Below are 23,184 nucleotides of genomic sequence, written 5' to 3' on the forward strand. Positions count from 1 at the left end.
CCGGCACCGCGAGGGGTGGGGTGGGGGGACCCCACCGGTGGGAGCGGTGCCAGCCGGGTCCGGGCAGGGGTGACGCGAGATGGACACGGTCAAACCGGAACAGGTCGTGGAAGCGCTGGTCGCGGGGGGGCGACTGGCGGACGCGGGCCGGGTGGCGGGGGCCGCCGCGGCCGCGGTGGCCGGCGAGCGCCGGCCCGAGGAGGCGGCCAGGCTGCGCAGCCGCCGCGCCGACATCCTGCTGGCGACCGGCGACGCGGAGGCCGCGATGGCCGAGGCCGACGCGGTGCTCGCCACCGCGGGCCTGCCACCACAGATGTACGACGAGGCCACGCTCTCCCACTTGTACACGCTGCTGAGCACCGGCCGGGTGGCGCCGGCGCAGGTCTGGGCGGAAGCGATCCTGGCCGGGCGGCAACGCGGCGGCGGGGACGGCGCGCTGGCCGGCGCGCTGTGCACGCTGGCCCGGCTGGCCTGGTGCCAGGGGCGGATCGGGGTGGCGGTCGGGCTCGCCCGCGCCGCCGTGGAACGCGCCGGACGCGCGTGCACGGTCGATCACCACCCGCGGCTGTCGCTGGCCGGGATGCTCATCACGCTCGGCGCGTTCGACGAGGCCGGGGCGCTGATCGAGCAGGCCGCCGACGGGCTGGCCCGGCCGGGGCAGGCCCTCTGGCGCGGGGCGCCGGAGCTGGGCCGGGCGCGGCTGGCGCTGGCCACCGGCCGGCTCACCGAGGGGCTGCACCGGGCCGAGGCGGCCGTCGGCTGGGCCGCCCGGCAGGGTAACCGGCTGCTGCTGCCGGTCTCGCTGGCCACCGCGGCCCTGGCCGCCCTCAAGCGCGGCGAGCCGGCGATGGCCGGCGGCTACGTGCACCGGTACCGGGTCGAGTCCGCCGGCGGACACGACGGGGTGAGCGGCGCGACCGGGCTGTGGGCGCGGGCCCGGCTGGCCGAGGTGCGCCGGGGCCCCGCCGCCGCGATGCGGCTGCTGGCCGACCGGTTCGCCTGCCTGGCCGCCCAGCCCGAACTGCTGATGGCGGAGCCGAGCGCGGCGGCCTGGCTGACCCGGGTGGCCCTGGCCGCCGGCGACCGGGGCCGGGCCGCCGCCGCGGCCGCCGCCGCCCGGCAACTCGCCGAGGGCAACCCCGACCACACCTGGCCCGCCGCCGCGGCGGCGCACGCCGAGGGGCTGCTCGACCGCGACCCCGGCCGGCTGGCGGAGGCGGCCGCCCGATACCCGCAGCCGTGGGCGGCCGCCTCCGCGGCCGAGGACGCGGGCGCGCTGCTGGCCGTCCAGGGCGAGGTTCGCCCCGCCCGGGAGGCGCTGACCCGCGCGCTGTCCGGATATGAGCGGATCGGCGCCGGCCTGGACGCGGTGCGGCTGCGCACCCGCCTGGCGGGCACACCCCCGGAGGGGCCGCGGCACCTGCGCCGCCCGGGCACGGCGTCCGGCTGGCTCAGCCTGACGGAGACCGAGCGGCGGGTGGCCGACCTGGTCGCCGAGGGGCTGACCAACGCCCAGGTGGCCGAGCGTATGTTCCTGTCCCGGCACACCATCGACTTCCACCTACGCAAGATCTTCAACCGGCTGGACATCCGGTCCCGGGTCGAGCTGACCCGGGTGGCCCTGCGCGCCGCCGAAGTCAGGCGCTGACCGGCACCGCGTCCACCGCGGCGAGCAGGTCGGCGAGGTCGTGCGAGCCGTCGTACCGGACGCCGTTGAGGTACAGGGTCGGCGTGCCGTTGACCCCGCTGCGCACGCCGCTGGCGAAGTCCCGGGAGACCCGCTCCCGGTGCGCGCCCGCGTCGACCGCCCGCTGGACGGCCTCGGCGTCGGTGCCCAGGTGCGCGCAGAGCCGGGGCACCAGGTCCGGCCCGATCAGCTCCTGGTGGGCGTAGAGCCAGTCGTGCGCCGGCCAGAAGCGCTCGGCGTCCGCCTCGGCGACCGCCTCGGCCGCCTGGGCCGCGCGCTCGGCGAACGGGTGCAGGTTGGGCAGCGGGAAGTGCCGGTAGGCCAGGCGCACCCGGCCCGGCCGCTCGGCCAGCACCCGGCGCAGCAGCGGGTTCGCCGCGGCGCAGTACGGGCACTGGTAGTCGCCGTACTCGACGACCGTGACCGGCGCCTCCCGCGGGCCCCGGAGGTGGTCCGCCGCGGTGACGGGTTCGGTGAGCCGGGCGGTCATCGGCGCACCACCACCCGCCCGTTCTCCAGCGCGTCCAGCGCGGCGAGGATGCCGTCCGCGCCCGGGTTGACCCCGCGCGGGGACAGGAACGACCAGGCGATCGTCCCGTCGGAGTCGATGAGGAACAGCGACCGCTCCGCCACCCCGTCCACCGGGCTGTAGACCCCGTACTCCCGGGACACCTCGCCCTTCGGCTCGAAGTCGCTGAGCAGCGGGTAGTCGATGTTCCGCTGCTGGGCGAACGCCCGGTGCGACCAGATCCCGTCCACCGAGATACCCAGCAGCGCCGCGTCGTACTGCGCGAAGACCGGGCTCACCGCCTGGTACAGGGACATCTGGTCGCCGCACACCGGGCTCCAGTCCGCCGGGTAGAAGGCCAGCACCACCGGCCGCCCCCGGTAGTCCGCGAGACCGACCCGCTGGTCCGGGAAGGTGGGGAGGGCGAAGTCGGGGGCCCGCTCGCCGGGCATCGGCATCGCGTTGCCATCGGTCATGCGCCCAAGGCTGCGCCGGTACCGGGTGAACGCCGCTCATCCGCGCCGAATGGTTCGCCCGGGCCCGCCCGGCGCGGCGAAGGGCGGGGCTCAGAAGGGCGGTGCCGCCACGACCACCTCGGCGGGGCGCAGTTGGCGGCTCCCGTCGCCGTAGCCCGGGCGGACCACCGCCAGCACGGTGCCCTGCGGCACGCTCGCGTCCGAGGTGGTGCCGACGGCGTGGTGGCGGTGCGGGTCGAACGGCACCCGGGTCTCGTCGTCCCGGTGGAAGCCGAGCGACCGCAGGGCCGCCACCGCGCGGTCACGGGCCGCGCTCACGCCGGTGGCCAGGTCGCTGCCGGCCTCGGTGCCGTGCCCGACGGCGTCCACCGCGCGGTCCAGGTCGTCCAGGACGGGAAGCCAGGCCGCGGCCACCCGGGCGCGCTCGTCGGCGCAGGCGGACACGGCACGCAGGTCGGCCCGCTTGCGGGCGTTCTCGGCCTCCGCGATCGCCCGCAGCATCTTGTCCGGCAGGGTGTCGGCGTCCTCACGCATGGCCATCACCCGCCCCGACGTCGGCGCCGAGGGCGTGGCCGGCGGGTGGTCGCGGCCGGGCGGTGGACGGCGGGTACTGCAGCGCCTGCGCCGTCTGCTGCAACTCGATGCACAGCGCGCGCAGCCGGGCGATCGGGGAGTCCTCGGCCACCGCCGCCCTCGCCTCCTCGGCCAGCATCTCGGCCCGGACCCGCTCGTGCGGGGCGCCCCGGCCGTCCAGTTCGGCGAGGCGCTCGGTGACGTGCTGCGCCATCGCGGTCAGCGCGTTGCGGGCGCCCACCCACTCCCGCACCTCGGCGTCCCGGTCCTGGTAGCGGTTGGCCTCGGCGATCAGCCGGTCCACCTCGCCGCGCTCCAGGTTGCTGGTGTCGCTGATCTCGATCGCCTGCTCCGCGCCGGTGTCCCGGTCCCGCGCGGCGACCGTGAGGATCCCGTCCGCGTCCACGTCGAAGGCGACCTCGATCTGGGGTATGCCGCGCGGCGTGGGGCGGATGCCGTCCAGCCGGAAGCGGCCCAGCGTCCGGTTGTCGACGGCCCGCTCCCGTTCGCCCTGCACGACCACGATGTCCACGGCCGGCTGGTTGTCCTCGGCGGTGGAGAACACCTCGGCGCGGCGCACCGGGACGGTGGTGTTGCGCTCCACCAGCCGGGTCACCACCCCGCCCAGCGTCTCCAGCCCCAGCGACAGCGGCGCCACGTCCAGCAGCAGCACGTCCGGCCCCTCGCCGGTGAGGATGCCGGCCTGCAGCGCGGCGCCCAGCGCGACCACCTCGTCCGGTTGCTCGACGATGGTCGGCTCCCGGTCGCCGGTCAGCCGGCGCACCAGCGCCCGCACCGCGGGCATCCGGGTCGCGCCGCCGATCAGGATCACCTCGTCCAGGTCGGCCTCGGTCACCCCGGCGTCGGTCATCGCCCGGCGCACCGGCGCGACGCAGCGCTCCAGCAGGTCCGCGGTCAACTCCTCCAGCCCCTCGCGGGTGAGGGTGCTGTTCAGGTGGCGGGTGCCGGTGGCGTTGCCGGGCGCGATGAACGGCAGGCTGACCTGGGTCCGTTCGATCTCGCTCAGCTCGACCTTGGCCCGCTCCGCCGCCTCGGACAGCCGCTGCAGGGCGGCCGGGTCGCGGCGCAGGTCCACGCCGCGGGCGCGGGCGAACTCGCCGGCCAGCCGGTCCACCAGGCGCCGGTCGAAGTCGTCGCCGCCGAGGTGGGTGTCGCCGGCCGTGGCCCGCACCCGGACCACGCCGTCGCCCACGTCCAGCACGCTGACGTCCAGGGTGCCGCCGCCGAGGTCGACCACGAGCACGGTCTGGTGCCCGCGGTGGTGCAGCCCGTAGGCCAGCGCGGCGGCGGTCGGCTCGTTGATGATGCGCAGCACGTCCAGCCCGGCGATGCGGCCCGCGTCCCGGGTCGCGGTGCGCTGGGCGTCGTCGAAGTACGCGGGCACGGTCACCACCGCGCTGCGCACCGGCTGGCCCAGGTACCGGGCGGCGTCGTCGGTGAGCTTGCGCAGCACCTGCGCGCTGATCTCCTCCGGGGTGTACCGGCGGTGGTGGATGTCCAGCCGCACGGCGCCGCCGTCGTCCGGCACCGCGGCGAACGCGACCGCCGCCGCCTCCTCGGCCACCTCCGCGTACCGGCGCCCGATGAACCGCTTCGCCGAGTGCACCGTGCCGGCCGGGTTGAGGATCGCCTGCCGCCGGGCCAACTGGCCCACCAGGCGGTCGCCGCCGTCGGTGTAGGCGACGACGGACGGCGTGGTCGGCTGACCGTCGCCGTTGGCGATGACGGTGGGCCGGCCGCCGTCCAGCGCGGCGATGACGGAGTTGGTGGTGCCCAGGTCGATGCCCACGGCCTTCTCCGGCGTATCGGCCACGGCCGGCTCCCCCTTCCTCGCGGCGCTGCCGGTGGCGCTGCGTCGCGGCCATCGTGGCGGGGTGCCGGGTGAACGTGGTTCGCCCCGGCGGGGTGAGCCCGGGCGCCGTCCCGGGGCGGCCACGGCGTCCCCGCGTGTGTCCGCCTGCGGTGCGCTGCCGCAGAATCGGCGCCGCGCCCGGCGGCGCGGTGATAGCTTCGACCGCGCACAGCCCCCTACCGCAGCCCGCGGTCGCCGCGCCCGGCAGCCGCCGGCGAGGCTCGCTTTACCTGGGGGGTAGGTCCATGCGGCAGGAACCAGCCCGGTCCCACCTGGTCCTCGCGGAGCGCGTCCCGGACGCCGTTCCGGATCGGCCGGCGGCGCCGACCGCGCCGGTGGCGCCGGTGGCACCGCATCCGCCCGGGCCGCTGCCGCTGCTGACCGCGAAGCTCACGATCCCGCCGCTGCCGGACGGCACGCTGATCCGCCCGCGCCTGCACGAGCGCCTCGACGCCGGCGCGCGCGGCGCCGTCACGCTGCTCGCCGCCCCGGCCGGCTGGGGCAAGACCGTCCTGCTGACCGGCTGGGCCGCGGGTCAACCGGCGGGGCCCGACGCCGCCGCCCCCGGCGAGCCGCCCACGCCCCGCGCGGCGTGGCTCTCGGCGGCGACCGGGGACGACGGGCGCTTCTGGTCCTACCTGCGGGCGGCGCTCGCCGCCACCTCGCCGGTACCCGAGCCCGCGCCGGGTCCGCGCCCCGACCCGGTCTTCCTCACCCGGCTGGCCGACGCGCTGTCCCGCCGCGCCGAGCCGGTCGTCCTCGTCATCGACGACTATCACCAGCTACGGGACCCGGGCATCGCCGCCGGGCTGGACTTCCTGCTGCGCCACTGCGGCGGCGGGCTGCGGCTGGTGCTGGCCAGCCGGGTCGAGCCCCGGCTGCCGCTGCACCGGTGGCGGGTCAGCGGGCAGCTCGCCGAGCTGGGCCTGGCGGACCTGGCGTTCACGCCCGAGGAGACCGCCGCGCTGGCCCGCCGGCACGGCCTGGCGCTGTCGTCCGCGCACCTGGACCGGCTGCACGCGCGCACCGAGGGCTGGCCCGCCGGGCTGCGCCTGGCCGCCCTGTCGCTGGGCGCCCAGGCCGAGGCGCCGTCCGGCCCCGGCCCCTCCGGCGCCGACCAGGGCATCGCCGACTACCTCACCGGCGAGGTGCTGGCCGGATACCCGGAGCACGTGCGCGACGCGCTGCTCAGCACCGCGATCCTGGACCGGGTCAGCGGCGACCTGCTGGACGCGCTGACCGGCGGCGTCGGCGGCGAGCGCCTGCTGGCGGACCTGGCCCGGGGCAACGGGTTCGTGATCCCGGTCGGGGCCGCCTCCGCCGGCCGGCCCGCCAGCTACCGGTACCACCGGATGTTCGCCGACCTGCTCCGCGCCGAACTGCGCCGCCGCTGGCCGGACCGGGTGGCCGAGCTGCACCGGCGGGCGGCCGGCTGGTTCGCCGCGCACCGGCTGCCCGGCGACGCGCTGCGCCACGCCCTCAGCGGCGGCGACCACGACCTGGCCACGTCGCTGCTGGTGGCGCACTGGCCGGCGCTGACCAGCTGCGCGCCCGCCGAACCCGGCCCGGAGCCGGCGCCGGCTCCCCCGGTCGACGCGATCCGCGCCGACCCGGAGTTGGCCCTGGCCTATTCGGTGGACCGGCTGAACCGCCGCGACCCGGCCGCCGCGGACGCCCTGCTGCGCCTCGCCGAGCGCCACCGGCACCTGCTCGCGCCGCAGCGCCGGGACCGGTACGCGGTGATGGTCGCCGGCCTGCACCTGGCCGTCGCCCGGGCCCGGGGCGACGCGCCGGCCGCCGCGGCCCGGGCCGGCGAGCTGCTCGGCCGCTCCACCGGGGTGCCGCCGGACACCCGGGCCCGGGCGCTGGCCCTCGCCGCCCTCGGCGCCGACCGGCTGGGCACCGGCGATCTGGAGGCGGCCCAGTCCGCGCTGCTCGACGCCCGGCGCACGGCGGAGCGCTCCGGCCCCGGCTGTGTGCGCACCGCCGCCACCGCCCGCCTGGCCTACCTGCTGGCGGTCCGGGGCGCGCTGACCGCGGCCGAGCGGACCGCGCGGACCGCCCTCGACGCGCCACCCTGCCCCGGCCGGCCCCGCCCGATGCACGGCGGGTACGCGTCGGTGGCGCTCGCCCTGGTCGCCCTCTACCGCGACCGGCTCGACGAGGCGGCGGCGCAACTGGTCGCCGCGGCGGACGCCGGGGCGGCCGGGGAGCCGGGGCTCGCCGCCGCCGTGGGCGTGGTCCGCGCGCTGCTGCACGCCGAGCGCGGCGACCTCACCGCCGCCTACGCCGCCCTGCGCACCGCCCGCGAGGCCGGGCCGCCCCCGCCGTACCTGGCGCAGTGGTCCGCCGCGGTCGAGGCGGACCTGCGCACCGCGCGCGGCGACACGGGCACCGTACGCGCGGCGGTGCCGCCCGGGGCGCCGCTGCCGCAACGGATGGCGGTCGCGCTGGCCCGCTCGTACCTGCGCGACGGCGACCCGCAGGCCGCCACGCGCACGGTGCCGGCCTGGTCCGAGGAGAACGACCTGCCGCTTCCGGTCCGGATCGACGCGGGCCTGGTCGACGCCCTCGCCGCCCGCGCGGCCGGGGACCGCCGCCGCGCCGCCCGCGCCCTGGAGCGGATCCTGTCGCTGGCGGAGCCCGAGGGGTACCGTCGGCCGTTCACCCGGCCCGGCACCGGCGTCCGGGAACTGCTGGTCGATCACCTCGACGCCGGGACGGCGTACTGGCCACTGGTCAGCGACCTCACCGCGGCCGCCCCGCCCCGGTCCGCCACGTCGGAGCCGGGCACCGGCACGACCGCCGAGCCGCCGACCGAGCCGCTGACCGAGCGCGAGCTGACGGTACTGCGTTACCTGCAGAGCATCCTATCCAACGTGGAGATCGCGGCGGAGCTGTGCCTGTCGGTCAACACCGTCAAGACCCACGTGCGCAACATCTACCGGAAGCTCGACGCCACCCGCCGCCGGGACGCGGTGCGCCGCGCCCGCGACCTCAAGCTCCTCTGACCCGCACCCCCAACGCCCGGTGGGGGTGGTGGGGGTGTCCGCGGCGGGTCAGCGCAGGGTGGCGGACTGGAGGCCGCGCAGGTTGGCCAGCGGCGCGGAGGTGGTGGCCCAGCGGCGGTAGATGTGCTCGTAGCGCATCGCCATCACGTCCGGGGCGAAGCGGTCGCGGACGTGGGCGACGCACTCGGCCGGGTCGAGGTCCACGGTGCGGCGCAGGGCGTCGGGTAGCTCGGAGGTGTCGTCGCAGACGAAGCCCGTGCGGCCGTGGGCGACCACCTCGGGGGCGGAGCCGCGGTTCAGCGTGACCACGGGCGTGCCGGAGGCCATGGCCTCGACCAGGACCATGCCGAACGGCTCCTCCCAGCGCAGCGGCAGCAGCAGGCAGCGGGCCTGCATCATCAGTTCCCGGATCCGCTGGCGGCCGCCGTTGATGACCAGTTCCACGTCGGGGCCGAGCTTGGGCTGGATGACCTCGTCGAGGTAGCGCCGCTCGACCTCCTCGTTGCACTTGCCGGCCAGCACCAGCGGCAGGCCGGCCGCCCGGCACGCGTCGATGGCCAGTTCCGGGCCCTTGTCGCCGATGAAGCGGGCGAGCCAGAGGACCGGGCCGCGCCCGGGCTCGGACTTGGGCGGCTCGGGGTCGCTGAAGCCGTTGTGGACGGTGCCGACCCAGGGCAGCGCCGAGTTGAGGTTGCGCTGGGCGTGCGAGATCGACACCAGCCCGATCTCCCGGTCGATGCAGCTGAGGAAGTCGCCGAGTTCCCCGATCGGGTTACCGTGCACGGTGGCGACGGTGGGGATGCCACGCCGGATGGCGGACAGCAGGCCGACGTTGGTGTGGTCGTGCACGATGTCGAACTCGGTCTCGTCCAGCATCCGGTCGGCGCGGGCGACGTGGGCGAGTTCGGGCAGGGTCTGGCCGACCCGGTCGCTCATCGTCTTGTTGGCCGTGCGGGCGTAGGTGGCCGGCGTGTGGGTGCCGGTGCCGGCGCCGAACAGCGTGACGCGGTGGCCGCGCGCGACCAGGGAGTCGACCAGCAGCGAGCAGACCTGTTCGATGCCGCCGTACCCGCTGGGCGGCAGGTCGAACCAGGGTGGAGCCAGCATGGCGATGCGCAGGGACCCGGTCAACGGCTGGTTCACGCGTACACCCCCTGTACGAAGTGCGCTAGGTGCGCCGCACGAGAATGCGGCATTTACCCTGATTGCCAGGCTAGCCCGGGATACCCGCCACCCCAACCGGGGTGATCTTCGACCTCACCCACGCCCGCTTGACCTGGAGTGCACTCCAGTTCCTACCGTCGTACCCGTTCGGCAACACGGATACGACGAGGGAGTCACGGGGTTATGCGGAACGTGGAACTGGGGCGGACCGGCGAGCGGGTGAGCCAACTGGCGCTCGGCTGCATGCGGATGGGGACGGACACCCCGCCGGACGAGTCGGTGCGGATGCTGGACGCCTACGTGGCGTCCGGCGGCTCGTTCCTCGACACGGCGGACTGCTACGCCTGGTGGAGCGGGCCGACCAGCACCGGCGGCGAGAGCGAGGCGCTGATCGGGCGCTGGCTGCGGCGTCGCGGGCGCCGGGACGACCTGTTCATCGCCACCAAGGGCAGCGCGATGGTGCGCGAGCCCGACAAGCTGTTCCGGGACACGCCCGACGGGCCGGTGGCGAACTGGGACCTGGCGCGCAAGCGCTTCCAGGGCGCCGGCGCGCAGACCCTGCGCGACGCGCTCGACGGCAGCCTGCGGCGGCTGGGCACGGACCATGTCGACCTGTACTACGTGCACGTCGATGACTGGTCCACGCCGCTGGAGGAGACGCTCGAGGCGCTGGCGGGCATCGTCCGCAGCGGCAAGGCGCGGCACATCGGCTGGTCGAACGTGCGCACCTGGCGGCTGGAGCGGATCCGGCACCTGTGCGAGCGGAACGACTGGCCGGCGCCGGTCGCGGTGCAGCAGGAGCACTCGTACCTGCGCCGCCGGGCCGGCCTGCACCACGTGTCCATCGTGGACGACGAGCAGGTGGAGTACCTGGCGGTCCACGACGACCTGACCCTGGTGGCCTACTCGCCGATCCTCAAGGGGCTCTACGACGCGGCGGACCCGGCCCGGCACCAGGCGATGTGGGCGTACGCCGGCCCGGACGCCGATGCCCGGATCGCCGCCGCGCGGGCGGTCGCCGACCGGGTGGGCGCGACCGGTAACCAGGTGGTGCTGTCGTGGCTGATGAACGCCACCGACCCCACCCGGGTCGCGCTGATGGGCCCGCGCACCTTCGCGCAGTACGAGTCGGCGATGGGTGCCCTGGACGTCAAGCTCACCCCGGAGCAGATCGCCGCGCTCGACGCGGCCGAGGGGTGAGCACGGCCTAGAGTTCGAACAGGTCGCGGAGGGCGGCGCTGAGCCTGGCCATGCTGGCCCCGGTCACCATGCCGATGCGCTCGGCGCCGGCCCCCGCGCGCATGCGCCGCATCCGGTTCACCACGACCACCCCGGAGATCGGGTCGGCCTCGGTCAGCGGGATCACGAACGGGGGCAGGTCGGTCGTGCCGCGCTGGCGGACGATCGGCGCGCAGTAGGGTGCCGTGCGGGGGCGGTCGTTGTGCGCGTCACCGGACAGCACGACGACCCGGTACCGCAGGTCGGTGCCGTCCTCGCCGATCGTCCAGATCTCGCCCCGGTTCATGCCGCAGCCACGCACCGATCCTAGACCCGGGCCCCCGCCGACCGGCCGATCGACGCTCGCGCCCCCGTGCCGGCCACCGGCTGGTCGTGCCGCCGGCCCCGCTCAGCCGGGCGTTCGCGGACGCGCTGGGCGCCCGGGGCGGCCGGTCAGGCGAGGGCGTTCGGCCAGACGGACCAGGGCCGCCTGGCCAGCGACCGGCTCGCCGGTGACCGGCCGGTCCCAGGGGACCGTGCCGGGCAGGTAGCTGAGGATCTCCCGGCCCCGCTCGTCGACGCCGAGGTAGCGCGGCGCGCCCGGCCAGGCCCACTGTTCGAAGTGGTGGAGCAGGCGGCGGACGAACCTCGGGTCCGGCGGGGGCGGCCGGCGCACGGTGTGCCCGACCCGGCCCGCGCCGCTGACGAAACCGCCGGGCGCCTCCTCGGCGGGCTCCTTAGGCATTGATGGCCTCCAATGCGAAAGGATGGGCGCAGCGCAGCCTAGTCCACGAGGGAGCGGTCAGTGCGGGAGCAGCCGGTCGAGGTGTGGCTGGACGAGCTGGCGTCCGAGGCGCCGGCACCGGGCGGGGGTTCGGCCGCCGCGCTGAGCGCCGCCATGGGCGCCGCCCTGGTCGCCATGGTCTGCCAGCTCACCGTCGGTCGGCCCCGGTACGCCGAGCACGCGGCCACGATGGCGGACGCCCTGGCCGAGGCCACCGAACTGCGGGAGACGGCGCTGCGCCTGGCCGAGGACGACGCCGCCGCGTTCGGTGCCGTCGCCGAGGCGTACCGGCTGCCGAAGGGCACCGAGCGGGAGCGGGCCGACCGGTCGGCGGCGATCCAGGCGGCCCTGGCGGACGCGGCCGACGTGCCGCTGCGCACCGCGGCCGTGGCGGCCGACGTGATCGCCACGGCGGCCCGGGTGCTGCCCGGGGCCAACGTGAACGTGCTCTCGGACGTGGCGGTCGCCGCGGCCACGGCCCGCGCCGCGCTGGACGCCGCGAGCGTGAACGTCACCGTCAACGTGGCCGCGATGACCGACACCGACCGCGGCGCCGCGCTGACCGCGGCGGTCGGCCACTACGCCCCCGCGCTGCGCGAGGCGGACCGGATCGTGGCCGAGGTGCGCCAGCGGATCGCCGGATGAGGCTCATCGACGGGCGCGCCATCGCGGCCGGCATCACCGCGCGGGTCGCCGCCGGGGTGGCGGCGCTGGGCCGCGCACCGGTCCTCGCCGTCGTGGTACCCACGGCGGACGAGGCGACCGCCTGGTACGTCCGGTCGATCGAGCGGGCCGCCGGCCGGGTGCGCATCGAGTGCCGGGTGGTGCGACCCGCCCCCGGTGACCTGCGCTCCACCCTCGCGGCGCTGTCCGCGGAGCCGGCCGTCGACGGCGTCATGTGCCAGGCACCGCTGCCGTCCGGCGTGACCCTGGCGGACGCCGGCGCCCTCATCGACCCCGCCAAGGACGTGGACGGCGCCAACCCGACCAGCCTCGGCCGGCTCGCCGCCGGCCTGCCCTGCTTCGCCCCGGCCACGGCGGCGGCGGTACTGGAGATCCTGCGCCACGAGCGGGTGCCGCTGGCCGGCGCCCGGGCGGTCGTGGTCGGCCGCTCGACGGTGGTCGGCAAGCCGGCCGCCCTGCTGCTGCTCGCCGAGCACGCCACCGTGACCGTCTGCCACAGCCGCACCGCCGACCTCGCCGCCGAGTGCGCCCGGGCGCGGGTGCTGGTCGCCGCCGTGGGGCGGGCGCACCTGCTCGGCGCGGACCACATCGCACCGGGCGCCACCGTGATCGACGTGGGGACCAACCCGGGCCCGGACGGTGCGCTCCTCGGGGACGTGGACCCCTCGGGCGCGGACCACGCCGCCGCGCTCACCCCGGTACCGGGAGGCGTGGGGCCCGTGACGACGGCGCTGCTGCTGCGACACACGCTCGCGGCGGCGGGTCACTGATTCGGGGCGACCTCCTCGACGGCGGACTCGTTGGCGGCGATGTAGCGCCGGGGGTCCTTGTCCCGGAAGGCCAGCTCCCTGCCCTGCGGGTGCTCACCGTAGAACCGCAGCCACTTGGCCCCCAGTTCGTAGCGCAGGTCCATGCTGGTCCGCCGCCGGAAGTCCGGCAGCACCTCGTCCTCCTCCTCGGCCAGGTGGTCGCTGTTCTCGGTGCGGGCCGTCCAGACCGCCCGCCACCACTCGTCGGAGCCCACCTCGTGCCGGCCCGCCTCGGCCACCGCGTCACGGATCTTGTTGTGGTCCCGGATCGCGTCGTCGGACTCCTCCTCCGGGTCGCCGCCGCCCTTCTCCTCGCCCCCCTCCCGCGCGGCATCCGGGTCGATCTTGGGCCGGCGCCGGAGCAGCTGCGGGTAGAAGATCTCCTCCTCCGCCTCGGCGTGGATGTCCAGGTGCAGCGCGAGCGGCTGCCAGATCGCCGCCAACTCCTCCGCGCCCTGCGCGTCGTCCAGGCGGGCGAAGCCGAGCCGGAACGCGTGGTGGTCGTCCATGATCAACGCGGTGATGTCGTCCATACCGGACATCCTGCCCGGGTTCGCAGCCCCCCGCTCGCGAAGCGTGGATGATTCGCGCCGCCGCTCCCCGCGCACCGGCAGGCCATGCCCGGCAGGCTGTGCCCCGCAGGCTGTACCCGGCAGGCTGTGCTCAAGGGTCCCGCCCGCGAGCCCGTGGTCGGGCAGGCCGCGCTCCGGGAGGTCGCGGTTACCCGCCGGTGACTTCGCGGCGGTCGTCCGCGTGGCGGCGGGTGGCGCCGCGCCGGTCGAGCAGGTCGAGCAGGGGCAGCGCGACCCGCCGGCTGGTGTCGAGGGCCTGCCGCGCCTGGCTGGTGGTGAACGGCTGGGGCAGGGCACCGAGGATCCGCACCGCCGCCTCGACCGCGCCGGGCAGCAGCACCACCCCCTCGGCGACCCGGAACAGGGCACCGGCCCGCACGGCCGCGCCGATCTCGCGGGAGCCCAGGCCGAGGGCGGCCAGCCGGTTCGCGTCGGGCGCCTGGAACGGCGCGGCGGCCAGGTCGGTGCGCAGGACGTCGAGCGCGCGGGCCAGCGCGGGCGGCAGGGCGTCCGCCAGGGCGGCCCGCCCGACCCGGCCGGCCCGCGCGACCAGCGGCGGCGCCACCAGCGCCGCCACCAGCGCCCGGTCCGGCAGGCCCAGCGCCTGCCGCAGCGCCTCGACCGGCGCACCCTGCTCCAGCGGGTGCCGCTCGGCGTACCGGGCGACCGCCTCGGCGAGCCGGGCACGCAGCGCCGCCCAGTACTCCGGGTCGGCGAGCCACTCCCCCGCCACCGGCGCGGCGACGGGCGACACGCCCATCCGCTCCAGGTCCGATTGGCGGACCAGCCCCCGGCGGCGCACCTCGGCGGCCCCGTCCGGACGGCCCTCCATGGTGGACAGCTCGGCGGCCCGGGCACGGGCCGCTCCCCGCCTGGTCAGCGGCGGGGGCTGCACGTCCAGCACGGTCACGCCGCCCGCGACCCGCGGCCCCTCCCGCCCCGGATCACGCAGCAGCGCCCGGTCACCCAGGCGCAGCGGCAGCGCCCGGTCCAGCCGCAGCCGGGCGGTATCCGCACCCAGCGGGCGGACCCGCGCGGTCACCGCCGCCGCGCCGGCGTGCAGGGTCACCTCCGGGGGCAGGTCCGCGACCGCCTCACCGTGCAGGCGCACGTCGATGACGTCCGCGTACCGGAACCGCCCCGGCGTGAGCAGGGCGTCGCCCCGGGCCACCCGCTCGCGGTCCACCCCGCGCAGGTTCACCGCCACCCGCGCGACCGCGCCGATCTCCGCCACGGGCTCGCCCAACGACTGGAGGCCCCGCACCCGGACCGGGCGCCCACCAAGCTCCAACTCGTCGCCGGTCCGCAGGCGACCCGCCCCGAGGGTGCCGGTGACCACGGTGCCACTCCCCCGGATCGTGAACACCCGGTCCACCCACAGGCGCACCGGCGCCTCCCCGTCGGGTGCGGGAACGCGGGCGAGCAGCCGGTCCAGGGCCGCCCGCAGGTCGGCCAGGCCCGCACCGGTCGCGCCGCTGACCGCGACCGCCTCGACCGTGCCCAGCGCCGTCCCGGCGATCCGGTCCAGCGCCTCCTTCATCGGCGGCTCCGGGTCGGCCAGGTCCGAGCGGGTCACCGCCAGCAGCCCGTGCCGGACCCCGAGCGCGTCCAGCGCCGCCAAGTGCTCCGCCGACTGCGGCATCCACCCCTCGTCCGCCGCCACCACGATCATGGCCGCCGGCACCGGCCCCACGCCGGCCAGCATGTTCGGCACGAAGCGCTCGTGCCCCGGCACGTCCACGAACGCCACGGTGCCGCCGGCCGGCAGCCGGGTCCAGGCGAAGCCCAGATCGATGGTCATCCCCCGGCGGCGCTCCTCCGCCCACCGGTCCGGCTCCATTCCGGTCAGCGCCCGGACCAGCGTGGACTTGCCGTGGTCCACGTGCCCGGCGGTCGCGACGACGTGCACCTAGCCCCCCACCGCGGCGATCGCCTTGACCAGGTCCGCGTCCCGGCCCGGCGGCACGCAGCGCAGGTCCAGCAGGAGCCGGCCCTTCTCCACCCGACCGAGCACCGGCGGGTCGCCCAGCCGCAGCGGCACCGAATACCGCTCGGGCAGCGCCACGGCCCAGGACGCCAACTCCACACCGGGCGCTCCCCCGCCACCCACGACGGAGACACTCGCCACCGCCACCCCGCCGCCCAGCGTCGCGATCTCCTCGGCCCGCCGCCGCAGCCCCTCGGGATCGGCGCGCAGCGCCTCCCAGGTCGGGTTGCCCGGCCCGCGCAGCGTCGCCTCCAGCGCCGCCAGGGTCAGCTTGTCCACCCGCAGCGCCCGGGCCAGCGGGTGCCGCCGCAGCCGCTCCACCAGCGCCGCCGCGCCCAGCAGCAGCCCCGCCTGCGGGCCGCCGAGCAACTTGTCCCCGCTCGCGGTGACCAGCGCCGCCCCCGCCCGCAGCGCCGACGCCGCGTCCGGCTCCGCCGGCAGCAGCGGGTCGGGCCCGAGCAGCCCCGAACCGATGTCCACCACGACCGGCGCGTCGAGCGTCGCGAGCCGGTTCACCGGTACGGCTGACGTGAACCCGGTGACCACGAAGTTCGACGGGTGCACCTTCAGCACGAACCCCGTCTCCGGGCCGACCGCGGCGGCGTAGTCCGCCAGTGTGGTCCGGTTCGTGGTGCCCACCTCGCGCAGCCGCGCCCCGGTGCTCGCCAGCAGGTCGGGCAGGCGGAACCCGTCCCCGATCTCCACCAGTTCGCCCCGGCTCACCACGATCTCCCGCCCCGTCGCGAGCGCCGTCGCGGCCAGCACCAGCGCCGCCGCCCCGTTGTTCACCACGTGCACGGCGGCTGCGTCCGGCACCGCCGCCGCCAGCGCCGCCAGCGCCGTACGCCCCCGGCGCGCCCGCCGCCCGTCCGCCAGACTCAACTCCACGTCCGTGTGCCCGGCCGCCCCCACCACCGCCTCGACCGCCGACGCCGACAGCGGCGCTCGCCCCAGGTTGGTGTGCAGCACGACCCCGGTCGCGTTGATCACGGGCCGCAGCCCGGTCGCCGGCAACGCGTCGAGGGCCGCCGCCACCACCGCCTCGGGCCCGATCTCCCCCCGCCGCACGCGCTCCTGCGCCACGCCGACCGCGCCCTTCACGGCCGCCCGCCCCAGCCGGGCGAGCGGACCCGCCAGGCGCGGATCGGCCAGCACCACATCGGTACGCGGCACCCGCCGCCGCGGATCGGTCACCCGACCATCCTTTCCGCAAGGTCACCAGCGTCGCCGGTTTCGTCGCCCCGCCCTGCTGGCCCGGCCGCCCGGCCTTATCGGCGGCGGCGGACGGCGGCGGTGGACATGACGTGGCGGAGGCGGACGGGAATCGAACCCGCCTGACCCGGGTCCCGGGTCACACCGGTTTTGAAGACCGGGAGGGGCACCAGCCACCTGAACGCCTCCGCTGGCACCCTAACGCGTAACCCCTGCCGACGCGCCCGGTGAGGTGACAGAGTCGGGGCATGACGACCACGCAGGCGCAGACGGGGCAGCCGACCAGACTCACCCAGTACGCGCACGGCGGCGGCTGTGCGTGCAAGATTCCGCCCGGCGAGTTGGAGGCGGTGGTCGCCGGCATCACCGGCGGCGGGCCCGCGGCCGAGGGCCACGACGACCTGCTGGTCGGGCTGGACGGCGGCGACGACGCGGCGGTCGTGCGGATCATGCCGTCGGCGGCCGTCGTGGCGACCGTCGACTTCTTCACCCCGGTGGTCGACGACGCGTACGACTGGGGGCGCATCGCCGCCGCCAACGCGCTTTCCGATGTGTACGCGATGGGTGGTACGCCCGTGGTGGCGGTGAACCTGCTGTGCTGGCCCCGGGGTGTCCTGCCGATGGAGTTGGCGGCGGAGGTGCTGCGGGGCGGCGTCGCGGTGGCGCGCGAGGCCGCGTGCCATGTGGCCGGCGGGCACAGTGTGGACGATCCGGAGCCCAAGTACGGCATGGCGGTGACCGGCCTGGCGGAGCCGGACCGGCTGCTGCGCAACGACGCGGGCCGGCCGGGGTTGCCGCTGACGTTGACGAAGCCGCTGGGCATCGGCGTGCTGAACAGCCGGCACAAGGCGACCGGCGAGGTGTTCCCGCAGGCGGTCGCGGCGATGACCACCCTGAACCGGGACGCGGCCAGGGCCGCGGTGGAGAAGGGCGCCACCTGCGCCACGGACGTGACCGGCTTCGGGCTGCTCGGGCACCTGCACAAGCTGGCCCGCGCCAGCGGCGTCACCGCGTACCTCGACGCGCGGGCGGTCCCGTACCTGGATGGCGCGCGCGATGCCCTCGCCCGGGGCTACGTGAGCGGCGGCACGAGAAGGAACCTGGACTGGGTGCGCCCGCACCTGGCGGCGGGCGGCGTCGCCGAGGACGACCTGCTACTGCTGGCGGACGCGCAAACCTCCGGCGGGCTGCTGGTGGCCGGCGAGGTGCCCGGCCACCCGGTCGTCGGCGACCTGCGGCCCGCCCGGCCCGACGGGGTCACGATCGTGCTGAGGTGATCTTCCCCGGTTCGGTGGGGGCCTCCGTCCGCGGCTACGTGTCGGTGCTCGTTTTCGGCCCCCGCGCGGCCCGCCGCTCCCGCTGCGGGACAACGACGTACTTCGGGTCGACGGCGGAGGCGATGCCGCCCTCGAAGATGCCGAACCGGGTCGCCAGCGACGCCGTGAGCAGCGCCGCGCCGGACAGCGCGGACAGCACCCGGCTGCGCCGCCCGAGCAGCGCGCCGGCCACCCCGGCGGCGGTCAGGGCGCGCCCGGTGCGCAGCAGCCGGCCGGCCTTGCCGGTCCGGTACGGCTCGCTCAGCAGCCCGAGCCGCGTCTCCACCCGGTGCGCCGCGGCCAGTTCCAGGGCGGCGCCCGCCACCGCCATCCGACGGGCCGGGCCGGCCTGCTCGGGCGGCGCGGCGAGCAGGCCCACGCCGGCGCCGCTGGCCAGCGCGCTCCCCGCGAACACGAACGGCAGTTGGGGGTACGCCTCGTGCCAGGACGGCATGGCGGTGTCCGCGAGCAGCACCCCGGTGTACGTGGCGAGCGCCGGCGCGGCGGCCGCGGCGCCCAGCCCGGCCAGGCGGCCGGCCGGTGGCAGGGCGCGGCGGGCCAGGCCGAGCGCGCCGCGCCGCGGCAGGTACCCGGCCAGCTCGCCGGCCGCGGCCAGCCCGGCCGCCGGTCCGAACGCGGCCAGGATCCAGGTGCCCACCGACATCGGTGAGGTGGGTTTGGCGACCCGCAGCATGTGGTGGAAGCGGCCGGGCCGGCCGAGGTCGTGGATGAGGAAGTAGGTGCCGGCGCCGATCGCGCCCAGCGCGGCCAGCCGCCCCGCCCGGCGCAGCGCCGGCCGGCCGGTGAGGTCGCCGCCGGCAGCCAGCAGCGCGGAGCCGCCGGCGACGCCGCCGGCGAACAGGTACGCCGGGATGTCGTACCGCCAGGTCGGCCGCTTGAGGATCGGGCGGCCGTAGTACGAGCGGAACTCCGCCCGGGGCACCATGACCCGGTCCCCGCCGGGCCCCCGCCGCGGGCGTCGCTCCACGGACGTCATCGGGCTCCTCCCAGGAACGCGGCGGCCGCCGCGGCCGCCATCGCCAGCGCCGCCAGCCCCGCCTTGCGCCACATGTCCGGCAGGTCGCGAGTGGTCACCACCGGGTCCGGTGGCAGGCCGTACACCTCGGGCTCGTCCAGCAGCAGGAAGAACGCCCCGTCGCCGCCGACGCCGTCGTCCGGGTCGTGGCCGTACAGTCGGGCCTCCGGCACACCGTTGGCGTTCAGCGTCTCGACCCGGCGCGCGGCCGCCGCGCGCAGGTCGTCCAGCGGACCGTACTGGATGGACTGGGTGGGGCACGCCTGCGCGCAGGCGGGCATCAGGCCGTCCGAGATGCGGTCGTAGCACAGCGTGCACTTCCACGCCCGCCCGTCGCCGGCGCGCTGGTCGATCACCCCGTACGGGCACGCGGGGATGCAGTACCCGCAGCCGTTGCAGATGTCCTCCTGGACCACGACCGTGCCGAACTCGGTGCGGAACAGCGCCCCGGTCGGGCACACGTCCAGGCAGGCGGCGTGGGTGCAGTGCTTGCAGACGTCCGAGGACATCAGCCACCGGAAGTCGGTCCGCTCGCGGACCGGGCCGTCGCCACCGGCACCGTTCCCGCCATCACTCCCGGCCCGACCGGGCAAGTCGAACGCGGGCATGCCGAGGAACCGCGGCTCCCGCTCGCCCGCGCCCATCGGCGAGACCCGCGGCTCGGCCGGTCGGGCCGGCAGCGGCTGCTCGACGAACGCGACGTGCCGCCAGGTGTTCGCGCTCAGGCTGCCGGTGTTGTCGTACGACAGGCCGAGCAGGTTCAGGCCGTCCTCGGGGACGAGGTTCCACTCCTTGCAGGCCACCTCGCACGCCTTGCAGCCGATGCAGACGCTGGTGTCGGTGAAGAACCCCATCCGCGGCGGCGGGTCGGCGTACCCGGCGTCCGGTGCCGGGTCCAGCGGCCCGAAGAGGCTGTTACCGCTCACGCTCCGGCTTCCTCCCCTTCCCGCCCTTGGTTCGACCGCGGGGCCGGCTCCGCCGGCAGCCCCGCCCGCTTCCGGTACTCTGCCACGTACGCGAGCGACGCCCGCCCGGCCGGCCGCCGCCCGGCCCGGATGTCGCAGGTGCCGACCTTGCTCTCCTGGATCAGCACGTTCGGGTCCAGGGTCACGCCGAACAGGTCGTTCGCCGAGTCACCGGTGGTCAGGCCGGTGGTGCCCCAGTGGTAGGGCAGCCAGATCTGGTGGACCGTGCGCCCCTCGACGCGCAGCGGGGCGAGCCGGTCGGTGACCAGCACCCGCCCCTCCACCACCGCGCGGGCGGTGACCACGTGTGCCCACCCGAGGTGGGTGAGCCCGCGCTCCCGGGCCAGCTCCGGGGACACCTCGATGAACATCTCCGGCTGGAGTTCGGACAGGTACGCCAGGGTGCGGCTCATCCCACCCGCCGTATGGTGCTCGGTGAGCCGGCTGGTGGTGAACACGAACGGGAACACCGACGTGTCCGGGTCCGGTGGGCTCGGGTTCAGCGGGTTGTCCGGCCGGTCGTAGATGTTGCGGGTCGGGTTGTCCTGCTGGCCGTAGAGCGGGTTGCGCACGATCGACTCGGCCGGCTCGTAGTGCGTCGGCAGGGGGCCGTCGATCAGTCCGTCGGGCGCGTACAGCCAGCCCTTCCCGTCGCCCTGCATGATGAACGCGTCGTCGCCGGCCAGCCCCTCCGGGCCGCTGGTGCCCGGCACGGGCCGGTAGGCCGGGTCCTTGTTCTTCTCGAAGTCGGGCACGTCGTGGCCGGTCCACTCGGCCCGCTCCGGGTCCCACCAGACGTACGCCTTGCGCTCGCTCCACGGCCGGCCCCGCGGGTCGGCGGAGGCGCGGTTGTAGAGGATCCGCCGGTTCATCGGCCACGCCCAGCCCCACTCGGGCGCGACCCAGCTCTGTTCGTCACCGGGTCGGCGCCGGTTGGCCTGGTTGACCCCGTCGGCGTAGACGCCCGAGTAGATCCAGCAGCCGCCCACGGTGGAGCCGTCCGCCCGCAGCTCGGTGAATCCGGACAGCGGGCGCCCGGTTTCCACCTCGTAGCCGTTGATCTCCCGCAGCACCGCCTCGGCGCTCGGCTCGTCCAGCTCCCCGTGGGTGGGGTACTCCCAGGCCAGGTCCAGCACCGCACGGTCCCGCGGCAGCGTCGACGACGCCAGGCGCTGCTTGATCCGCTTGCCCAGGTGGTAGAAGAACCACAGGTCCGACCGGCACTCGCCCGGCGGGTCCACCGCCTTCTCCCGCCACTGGAGCAGCCGCTGGGTCTGGGTGAACGTGCCCTCCTTCTCCACGTGCGAGGCGGCCGGCAGGAAGAACACCTCGGTGCGGCACCGCTCCGGCGCGATCTCGCCGGTGGCCACCTCCGGGCCGTCCTTCCAGAACGTCGCGCTCTCGATCATGTAGAGGTCGCGGACCACCAGCCAGTCCAGGTTGGCCATGCCCAGGCGCTGGGCCCGGCCGTGCGCCGAGCCGACGGCCGGGTTCTGGCCGACCAGGAAGTACCCCTTCACCTTCCCGTCGATCATGTTGAAGACCTGCTGGTACGTGCCGTGGTCGCCGGTCAGCCGGGGCATGTACCCGTAGCCGAAGTCGTTCTCGGCGGTGGCCCGGTCGCCCCAGTACGCCTTGAGCAGGCTCACCGCGAACGCCTCGGCGTTGCCCCAGAAGCCCTTCTGCCCCGGGTTGCGGATCGCGTCGATCCAGTTCCGCAGCGTCTCGTGGTTGGCGTGGTGCGGCATCGGCAGGTACCCGGGCAGCAGGTTGAACAGGGTCGGCACATCGGTCGAGCCCTGGATGCTGGCGTGCCCGCGCAGGGCGAGGATGCCGCCCCCCGGCCGCCCCATGTTGCCCAGCAGCAACTGGATGATCGCGCCGGTGCGGATGTACTGCACGCCGACGCTGTGCTGCGTCCAGCCCACCGAGTACACCAGCGCCGTGGTGCGCTCCCGCCCCGAGTTGGCGGTCCACGCCTCGCAGACCGCGAGGAACTTGTCCCGCGGCACGCCGGTCACCCGCTCGACGATCTCCGGGGTGTACCGGGAGAAGTGCCGCCTCAGGATCTGGTACACGCAGTTGGGGTGCTGGAGCGTCTCGTCGCGCTCCGTCTCGCCCCCGACGCCCGGGCCGTGCGACTCGTGCTGCAACGGGCTCGCCGTCTCGCGCTGCACCTCGTGGTCGTGCTGCCGGGCGCCCTCCGGCTCGTGGCCGGCGTACTGCCAGCTCTGCGGGTCGTAGACGCGCCGGTCCTGGTCGTACCCGGAGAACAGCCCGTCCAGGTCCTCGGTGTCAAGGAATTCGTCGCTGACGATCGTGGCCGCGTTCGTGTAGGCGACCACGTACTCCCGGAAGTCCTTGTTGTTGCTCAGGATGTAGTTGACCACGCCGCCGAGGAACGCCACGTCGCCGCCGGCCCGCATCGGCACGTACAGGTCGGCCAGCGCGCTGGTGCGGGTGAACCGCGGATCCACATGGATGATCTTTGCGCCGCGCGCCTTCGCCTCCACCACCCACTGGAACCCCACCGGGTGGGCCTCCGCCATGTTGGAGCCCTGGATGATGATGCAGTCGGCGTTGACCAGATCCTGCTGGAACGTGGTGGCGCCGCCGCGCCCGAAGCTGGCCCCCAGACCGGGGACGGTGGCGGAGTGTCAAATCCGGGCCTGGTTCTCGATCTGTATCGCGCCGATCGCCGTGAACAGCTTCTTGATCAGGTAGTTCTCTTCGTTGTCCAGCGTGGCCCCGCCCAGGCCCGAGATCCCGAGCGTCCGGTTCAGCGGCCGCCCCGCCGGGTCCCGGTCCTCCCAGGTCGCCGCCCGCGCCGCCACGACCCGGTCGGCGATCATGTCCATCGCCGTCGCCAGGTCCAGCTCCTCCCAGTCGGTGCCGTACGGCCGCCGGTAGAGGACCTTCTTCTGCCGCAGCGGGCCCGTCACCAGGCTCCTGCTCGCCGAACCCTTCGGGCACAGCCGGCCCCGGGAGATCGGGCTGTCCGGGTCGCCCTCGATCTGGACGACCCGCTCGTCCTTCACGAACACCCGCTGCCCGCAGCCGACCGCGCAGTACGGGCACACCGAGCGGGCCACCCGGTCGGCGGTTTCGGTACGGGCCACCAGCTCCGCCGAACCCTTCGACTTCGCCGCCGCCCCACGGCCCAGCGGATCGGCGCCCGTGAGCTGCCGGTACACCGGCCAGCCCGCGATGAAGGTGCGGACGTCCATGCCACCTCCCGGGACCGATCATCACTGACCAGGTCGACCCTATGCCACCACCCGGACCCGCGCACCCGTTCCATCCCACGCC

General features: G+C 75.9%; 19 protein-coding genes and 1 tRNA gene. 6 read left to right on the forward strand and 14 right to left on the reverse strand.

What is annotated here, in order from left to right; translation table 11 throughout:
* Positions 1-79: 79 nt before the first annotated feature.
* Positions 80-1,648, forward strand: a complete 1,569-nt coding sequence (locus tag KJS59_RS00255; protein ID WP_213450137.1) for a helix-turn-helix domain-containing protein — start codon at positions 80-82, stop codon at positions 1,646-1,648.
* Here the strand turns inward: KJS59_RS00255 and KJS59_RS00260 are convergent.
* The 4 genes from KJS59_RS00260 to dnaK form a co-directional block, all read right to left on the reverse strand.
* Positions 1,638-2,177, reverse strand: coding sequence for a DsbA family protein (locus tag KJS59_RS00260; protein ID WP_213450138.1), 540 nt, complete (start codon positions 2,175-2,177; stop codon positions 1,638-1,640). The two genes, KJS59_RS00255 and KJS59_RS00260, sit on opposite strands and share 11 nt — an antisense overlap.
* Positions 2,174-2,671 (reverse strand): redoxin domain-containing protein, encoded by a 498-nt coding sequence (locus KJS59_RS00265; RefSeq protein WP_213450139.1) that lies wholly within the window; start codon positions 2,669-2,671, stop codon positions 2,174-2,176. Before KJS59_RS00265 ends, KJS59_RS00260 begins: the two co-directional genes overlap by 4 nt.
* Before the next feature lie 90 nt (positions 2,672-2,761).
* Complete coding sequence (locus tag KJS59_RS00270) at positions 2,762-3,205, reverse strand: nucleotide exchange factor GrpE (protein WP_213450140.1); 444 nt, start codon at positions 3,203-3,205, stop codon at positions 2,762-2,764.
* Positions 3,198-5,078 (reverse strand): molecular chaperone DnaK, encoded by a 1,881-nt coding sequence (dnaK, locus tag KJS59_RS00275; protein WP_213450141.1) that lies wholly within the window; start codon positions 5,076-5,078, stop codon positions 3,198-3,200. The genes KJS59_RS00270 and dnaK overlap by 8 nt, the downstream gene beginning before the upstream one ends.
* Before the next feature lie 284 nt (positions 5,079-5,362).
* Here dnaK and KJS59_RS00280 point away from each other — a divergent pair, with 284 nt between their 5' ends.
* Positions 5,363-8,128, forward strand: a complete 2,766-nt coding sequence (locus KJS59_RS00280) for a LuxR C-terminal-related transcriptional regulator (protein WP_213450142.1) — start codon at positions 5,363-5,365, stop codon at positions 8,126-8,128.
* 48 nt (positions 8,129-8,176) lie between these two features.
* Here the strand turns inward: KJS59_RS00280 and KJS59_RS00285 are convergent, their stop codons facing one another.
* Positions 8,177-9,235, reverse strand: a complete 1,059-nt coding sequence (locus tag KJS59_RS00285; RefSeq protein ID WP_213450451.1) for a glycosyltransferase family 4 protein — start codon at positions 9,233-9,235, stop codon at positions 8,177-8,179.
* A 240-nt stretch (positions 9,236-9,475) separates the two neighbouring features.
* Here KJS59_RS00285 and KJS59_RS00290 point away from each other — a divergent pair, with 240 nt between their 5' ends.
* The gene (locus KJS59_RS00290) at positions 9,476-10,492 is read left to right on the forward strand and encodes an aldo/keto reductase (protein WP_213450143.1); all 1,017 of its coding nucleotides are present in this window, start codon (positions 9,476-9,478) and stop codon (positions 10,490-10,492) included.
* A gap of 7 nt (positions 10,493-10,499) precedes the next feature.
* Here KJS59_RS00290 and KJS59_RS00295 read toward each other — a convergent pair whose 3' ends face one another.
* Both KJS59_RS00295 and KJS59_RS00300 read right to left on the reverse strand, forming a co-directional pair.
* A complete protein-coding gene (locus tag KJS59_RS00295; RefSeq protein WP_213450144.1) occupies positions 10,500-10,817 on the reverse strand; it encodes a type II toxin-antitoxin system PemK/MazF family toxin in 318 nt (105 codons plus the stop codon).
* Between the two features lie 102 nt (positions 10,818-10,919).
* Positions 10,920-11,255 (reverse strand): hypothetical protein, encoded by a 336-nt coding sequence (locus tag KJS59_RS00300; RefSeq protein ID WP_213450145.1) that lies wholly within the window; start codon positions 11,253-11,255, stop codon positions 10,920-10,922.
* 60 nt (positions 11,256-11,315) lie between these two features.
* Here KJS59_RS00300 and KJS59_RS00305 point away from each other — a divergent pair, with 60 nt between their 5' ends.
* Positions 11,316-11,939: a cyclodeaminase/cyclohydrolase family protein gene (locus tag KJS59_RS00305; protein ID WP_213450146.1), complete on the forward strand. Its 624-nt coding sequence runs from the start codon at positions 11,316-11,318 to the stop codon at positions 11,937-11,939.
* Entirely contained in the window at positions 11,936-12,748 is an 813-nt protein-coding gene (locus KJS59_RS00310; protein ID WP_213450147.1) for a bifunctional 5,10-methylenetetrahydrofolate dehydrogenase/5,10-methenyltetrahydrofolate cyclohydrolase, read from the forward strand. Before KJS59_RS00305 ends, KJS59_RS00310 begins: the two co-directional genes overlap by 4 nt.
* Here KJS59_RS00310 and KJS59_RS00315 read toward each other — a convergent pair.
* The 4 genes from KJS59_RS00315 to KJS59_RS00330 all read right to left on the reverse strand — a co-directional run bounded on the left by KJS59_RS00315 (position 12,742) and on the right by KJS59_RS00330 (position 16,747).
* Positions 12,742-13,320, reverse strand: a complete 579-nt coding sequence (locus KJS59_RS00315; RefSeq protein WP_249713746.1) for a hemerythrin domain-containing protein — start codon at positions 13,318-13,320, stop codon at positions 12,742-12,744. The genes KJS59_RS00310 and KJS59_RS00315 overlap by 7 nt on opposite strands.
* A gap of 187 nt (positions 13,321-13,507) precedes the next feature.
* Positions 13,508-15,268 (reverse strand): selenocysteine-specific translation elongation factor, encoded by a 1,761-nt coding sequence (gene selB, locus KJS59_RS00320; protein WP_213450149.1) that lies wholly within the window; start codon positions 15,266-15,268, stop codon positions 13,508-13,510.
* The gene (gene selA / locus KJS59_RS00325; RefSeq protein ID WP_213450150.1) at positions 15,269-16,540 is read right to left on the reverse strand and encodes an L-seryl-tRNA(Sec) selenium transferase; all 1,272 of its coding nucleotides are present in this window, start codon (positions 16,538-16,540) and stop codon (positions 15,269-15,271) included.
* Between the two features lie 111 nt (positions 16,541-16,651).
* Positions 16,652-16,747, reverse strand: a tRNA-Sec gene (locus KJS59_RS00330).
* 59 nt (positions 16,748-16,806) lie between these two features.
* On the opposite strand from KJS59_RS00330, the gene selD reads away from it, so the two are divergent.
* Positions 16,807-17,835, forward strand: a complete 1,029-nt coding sequence (selD, locus tag KJS59_RS00335; protein ID WP_213450151.1) for a selenide, water dikinase SelD — start codon at positions 16,807-16,809, stop codon at positions 17,833-17,835.
* Positions 17,836-17,869: 34 nt separating this feature from the next.
* Here the strand turns inward: selD and nrfD are convergent, their stop codons facing one another.
* Genes nrfD through fdh form a run of 3 tightly spaced genes read right to left on the reverse strand, consistent with a single transcriptional unit; the run spans position 17,870 to position 23,102 of the window.
* On the reverse strand, positions 17,870-18,871 hold the full coding sequence (gene nrfD, locus KJS59_RS00340) for an NrfD/PsrC family molybdoenzyme membrane anchor subunit (protein WP_249713747.1): 1,002 nt from the start codon (positions 18,869-18,871) through the stop codon (positions 17,870-17,872).
* Positions 18,868-19,836: a 4Fe-4S dicluster domain-containing protein gene (locus tag KJS59_RS00345; RefSeq protein WP_213450152.1), complete on the reverse strand. Its 969-nt coding sequence runs from the start codon at positions 19,834-19,836 to the stop codon at positions 18,868-18,870. The genes nrfD and KJS59_RS00345 overlap by 4 nt, the downstream gene beginning before the upstream one ends.
* Positions 19,833-23,102: a formate dehydrogenase gene (gene fdh, locus KJS59_RS00350; protein WP_213450153.1), complete on the reverse strand. Its 3,270-nt coding sequence runs from the start codon at positions 23,100-23,102 to the stop codon at positions 19,833-19,835. Before fdh ends, KJS59_RS00345 begins: the two co-directional genes overlap by 4 nt.
* Between the last annotated feature and the right edge of the window lie 82 nt (positions 23,103-23,184).

This window comes from Rhizomonospora bruguierae (assembly GCF_018397995.1).
In the GTDB taxonomy this organism is placed as follows: Bacteria; Actinomycetota; Actinomycetes; order Mycobacteriales; family Micromonosporaceae; genus Rhizomonospora; species Rhizomonospora bruguierae.

Excerpts from the sequence above, each read along its gene's own strand:
- nrfD (WP_249713747.1), bottom strand. The coding sequence starts at position 18,871 with ATGACGTCCGTGGAGCGACGCCCGCGGCGGGGGCCCGGCGGGGACCGG.
- KJS59_RS00310 (WP_213450147.1), top strand. The coding sequence starts at position 11,936 with ATGAGGCTCATCGACGGGCGCGCCATCGCGGCCGGCATCACCGCGCGG.
- KJS59_RS00315 (WP_249713746.1), bottom strand. The coding sequence starts at position 13,320 with ATGGACGACATCACCGCGTTGATCATGGACGACCACCACGCGTTCCGG.
- selD (WP_213450151.1), top strand. The coding sequence starts at position 16,807 with ATGACGACCACGCAGGCGCAGACGGGGCAGCCGACCAGACTCACCCAG.
- KJS59_RS00255 (WP_213450137.1), top strand. The coding sequence starts at position 80 with ATGGACACGGTCAAACCGGAACAGGTCGTGGAAGCGCTGGTCGCGGGG.
- KJS59_RS00295 (WP_213450144.1), bottom strand. The coding sequence starts at position 10,817 with ATGAACCGGGGCGAGATCTGGACGATCGGCGAGGACGGCACCGACCTG.
- KJS59_RS00265 (WP_213450139.1), bottom strand. The coding sequence starts at position 2,671 with ATGACCGATGGCAACGCGATGCCGATGCCCGGCGAGCGGGCCCCCGAC.
- KJS59_RS00285 (WP_213450451.1), bottom strand. The coding sequence starts at position 9,235 with ATGCTGGCTCCACCCTGGTTCGACCTGCCGCCCAGCGGGTACGGCGGC.
- KJS59_RS00270 (WP_213450140.1), bottom strand. The coding sequence starts at position 3,205 with ATGCGTGAGGACGCCGACACCCTGCCGGACAAGATGCTGCGGGCGATC.
- KJS59_RS00260 (WP_213450138.1), bottom strand. The coding sequence starts at position 2,177 with ATGACCGCCCGGCTCACCGAACCCGTCACCGCGGCGGACCACCTCCGG.
- KJS59_RS00300 (WP_213450145.1), bottom strand. The coding sequence starts at position 11,255 with ATGCCTAAGGAGCCCGCCGAGGAGGCGCCCGGCGGTTTCGTCAGCGGC.
- KJS59_RS00290 (WP_213450143.1), top strand. The coding sequence starts at position 9,476 with ATGCGGAACGTGGAACTGGGGCGGACCGGCGAGCGGGTGAGCCAACTG.
- KJS59_RS00280 (WP_213450142.1), top strand. The coding sequence starts at position 5,363 with ATGCGGCAGGAACCAGCCCGGTCCCACCTGGTCCTCGCGGAGCGCGTC.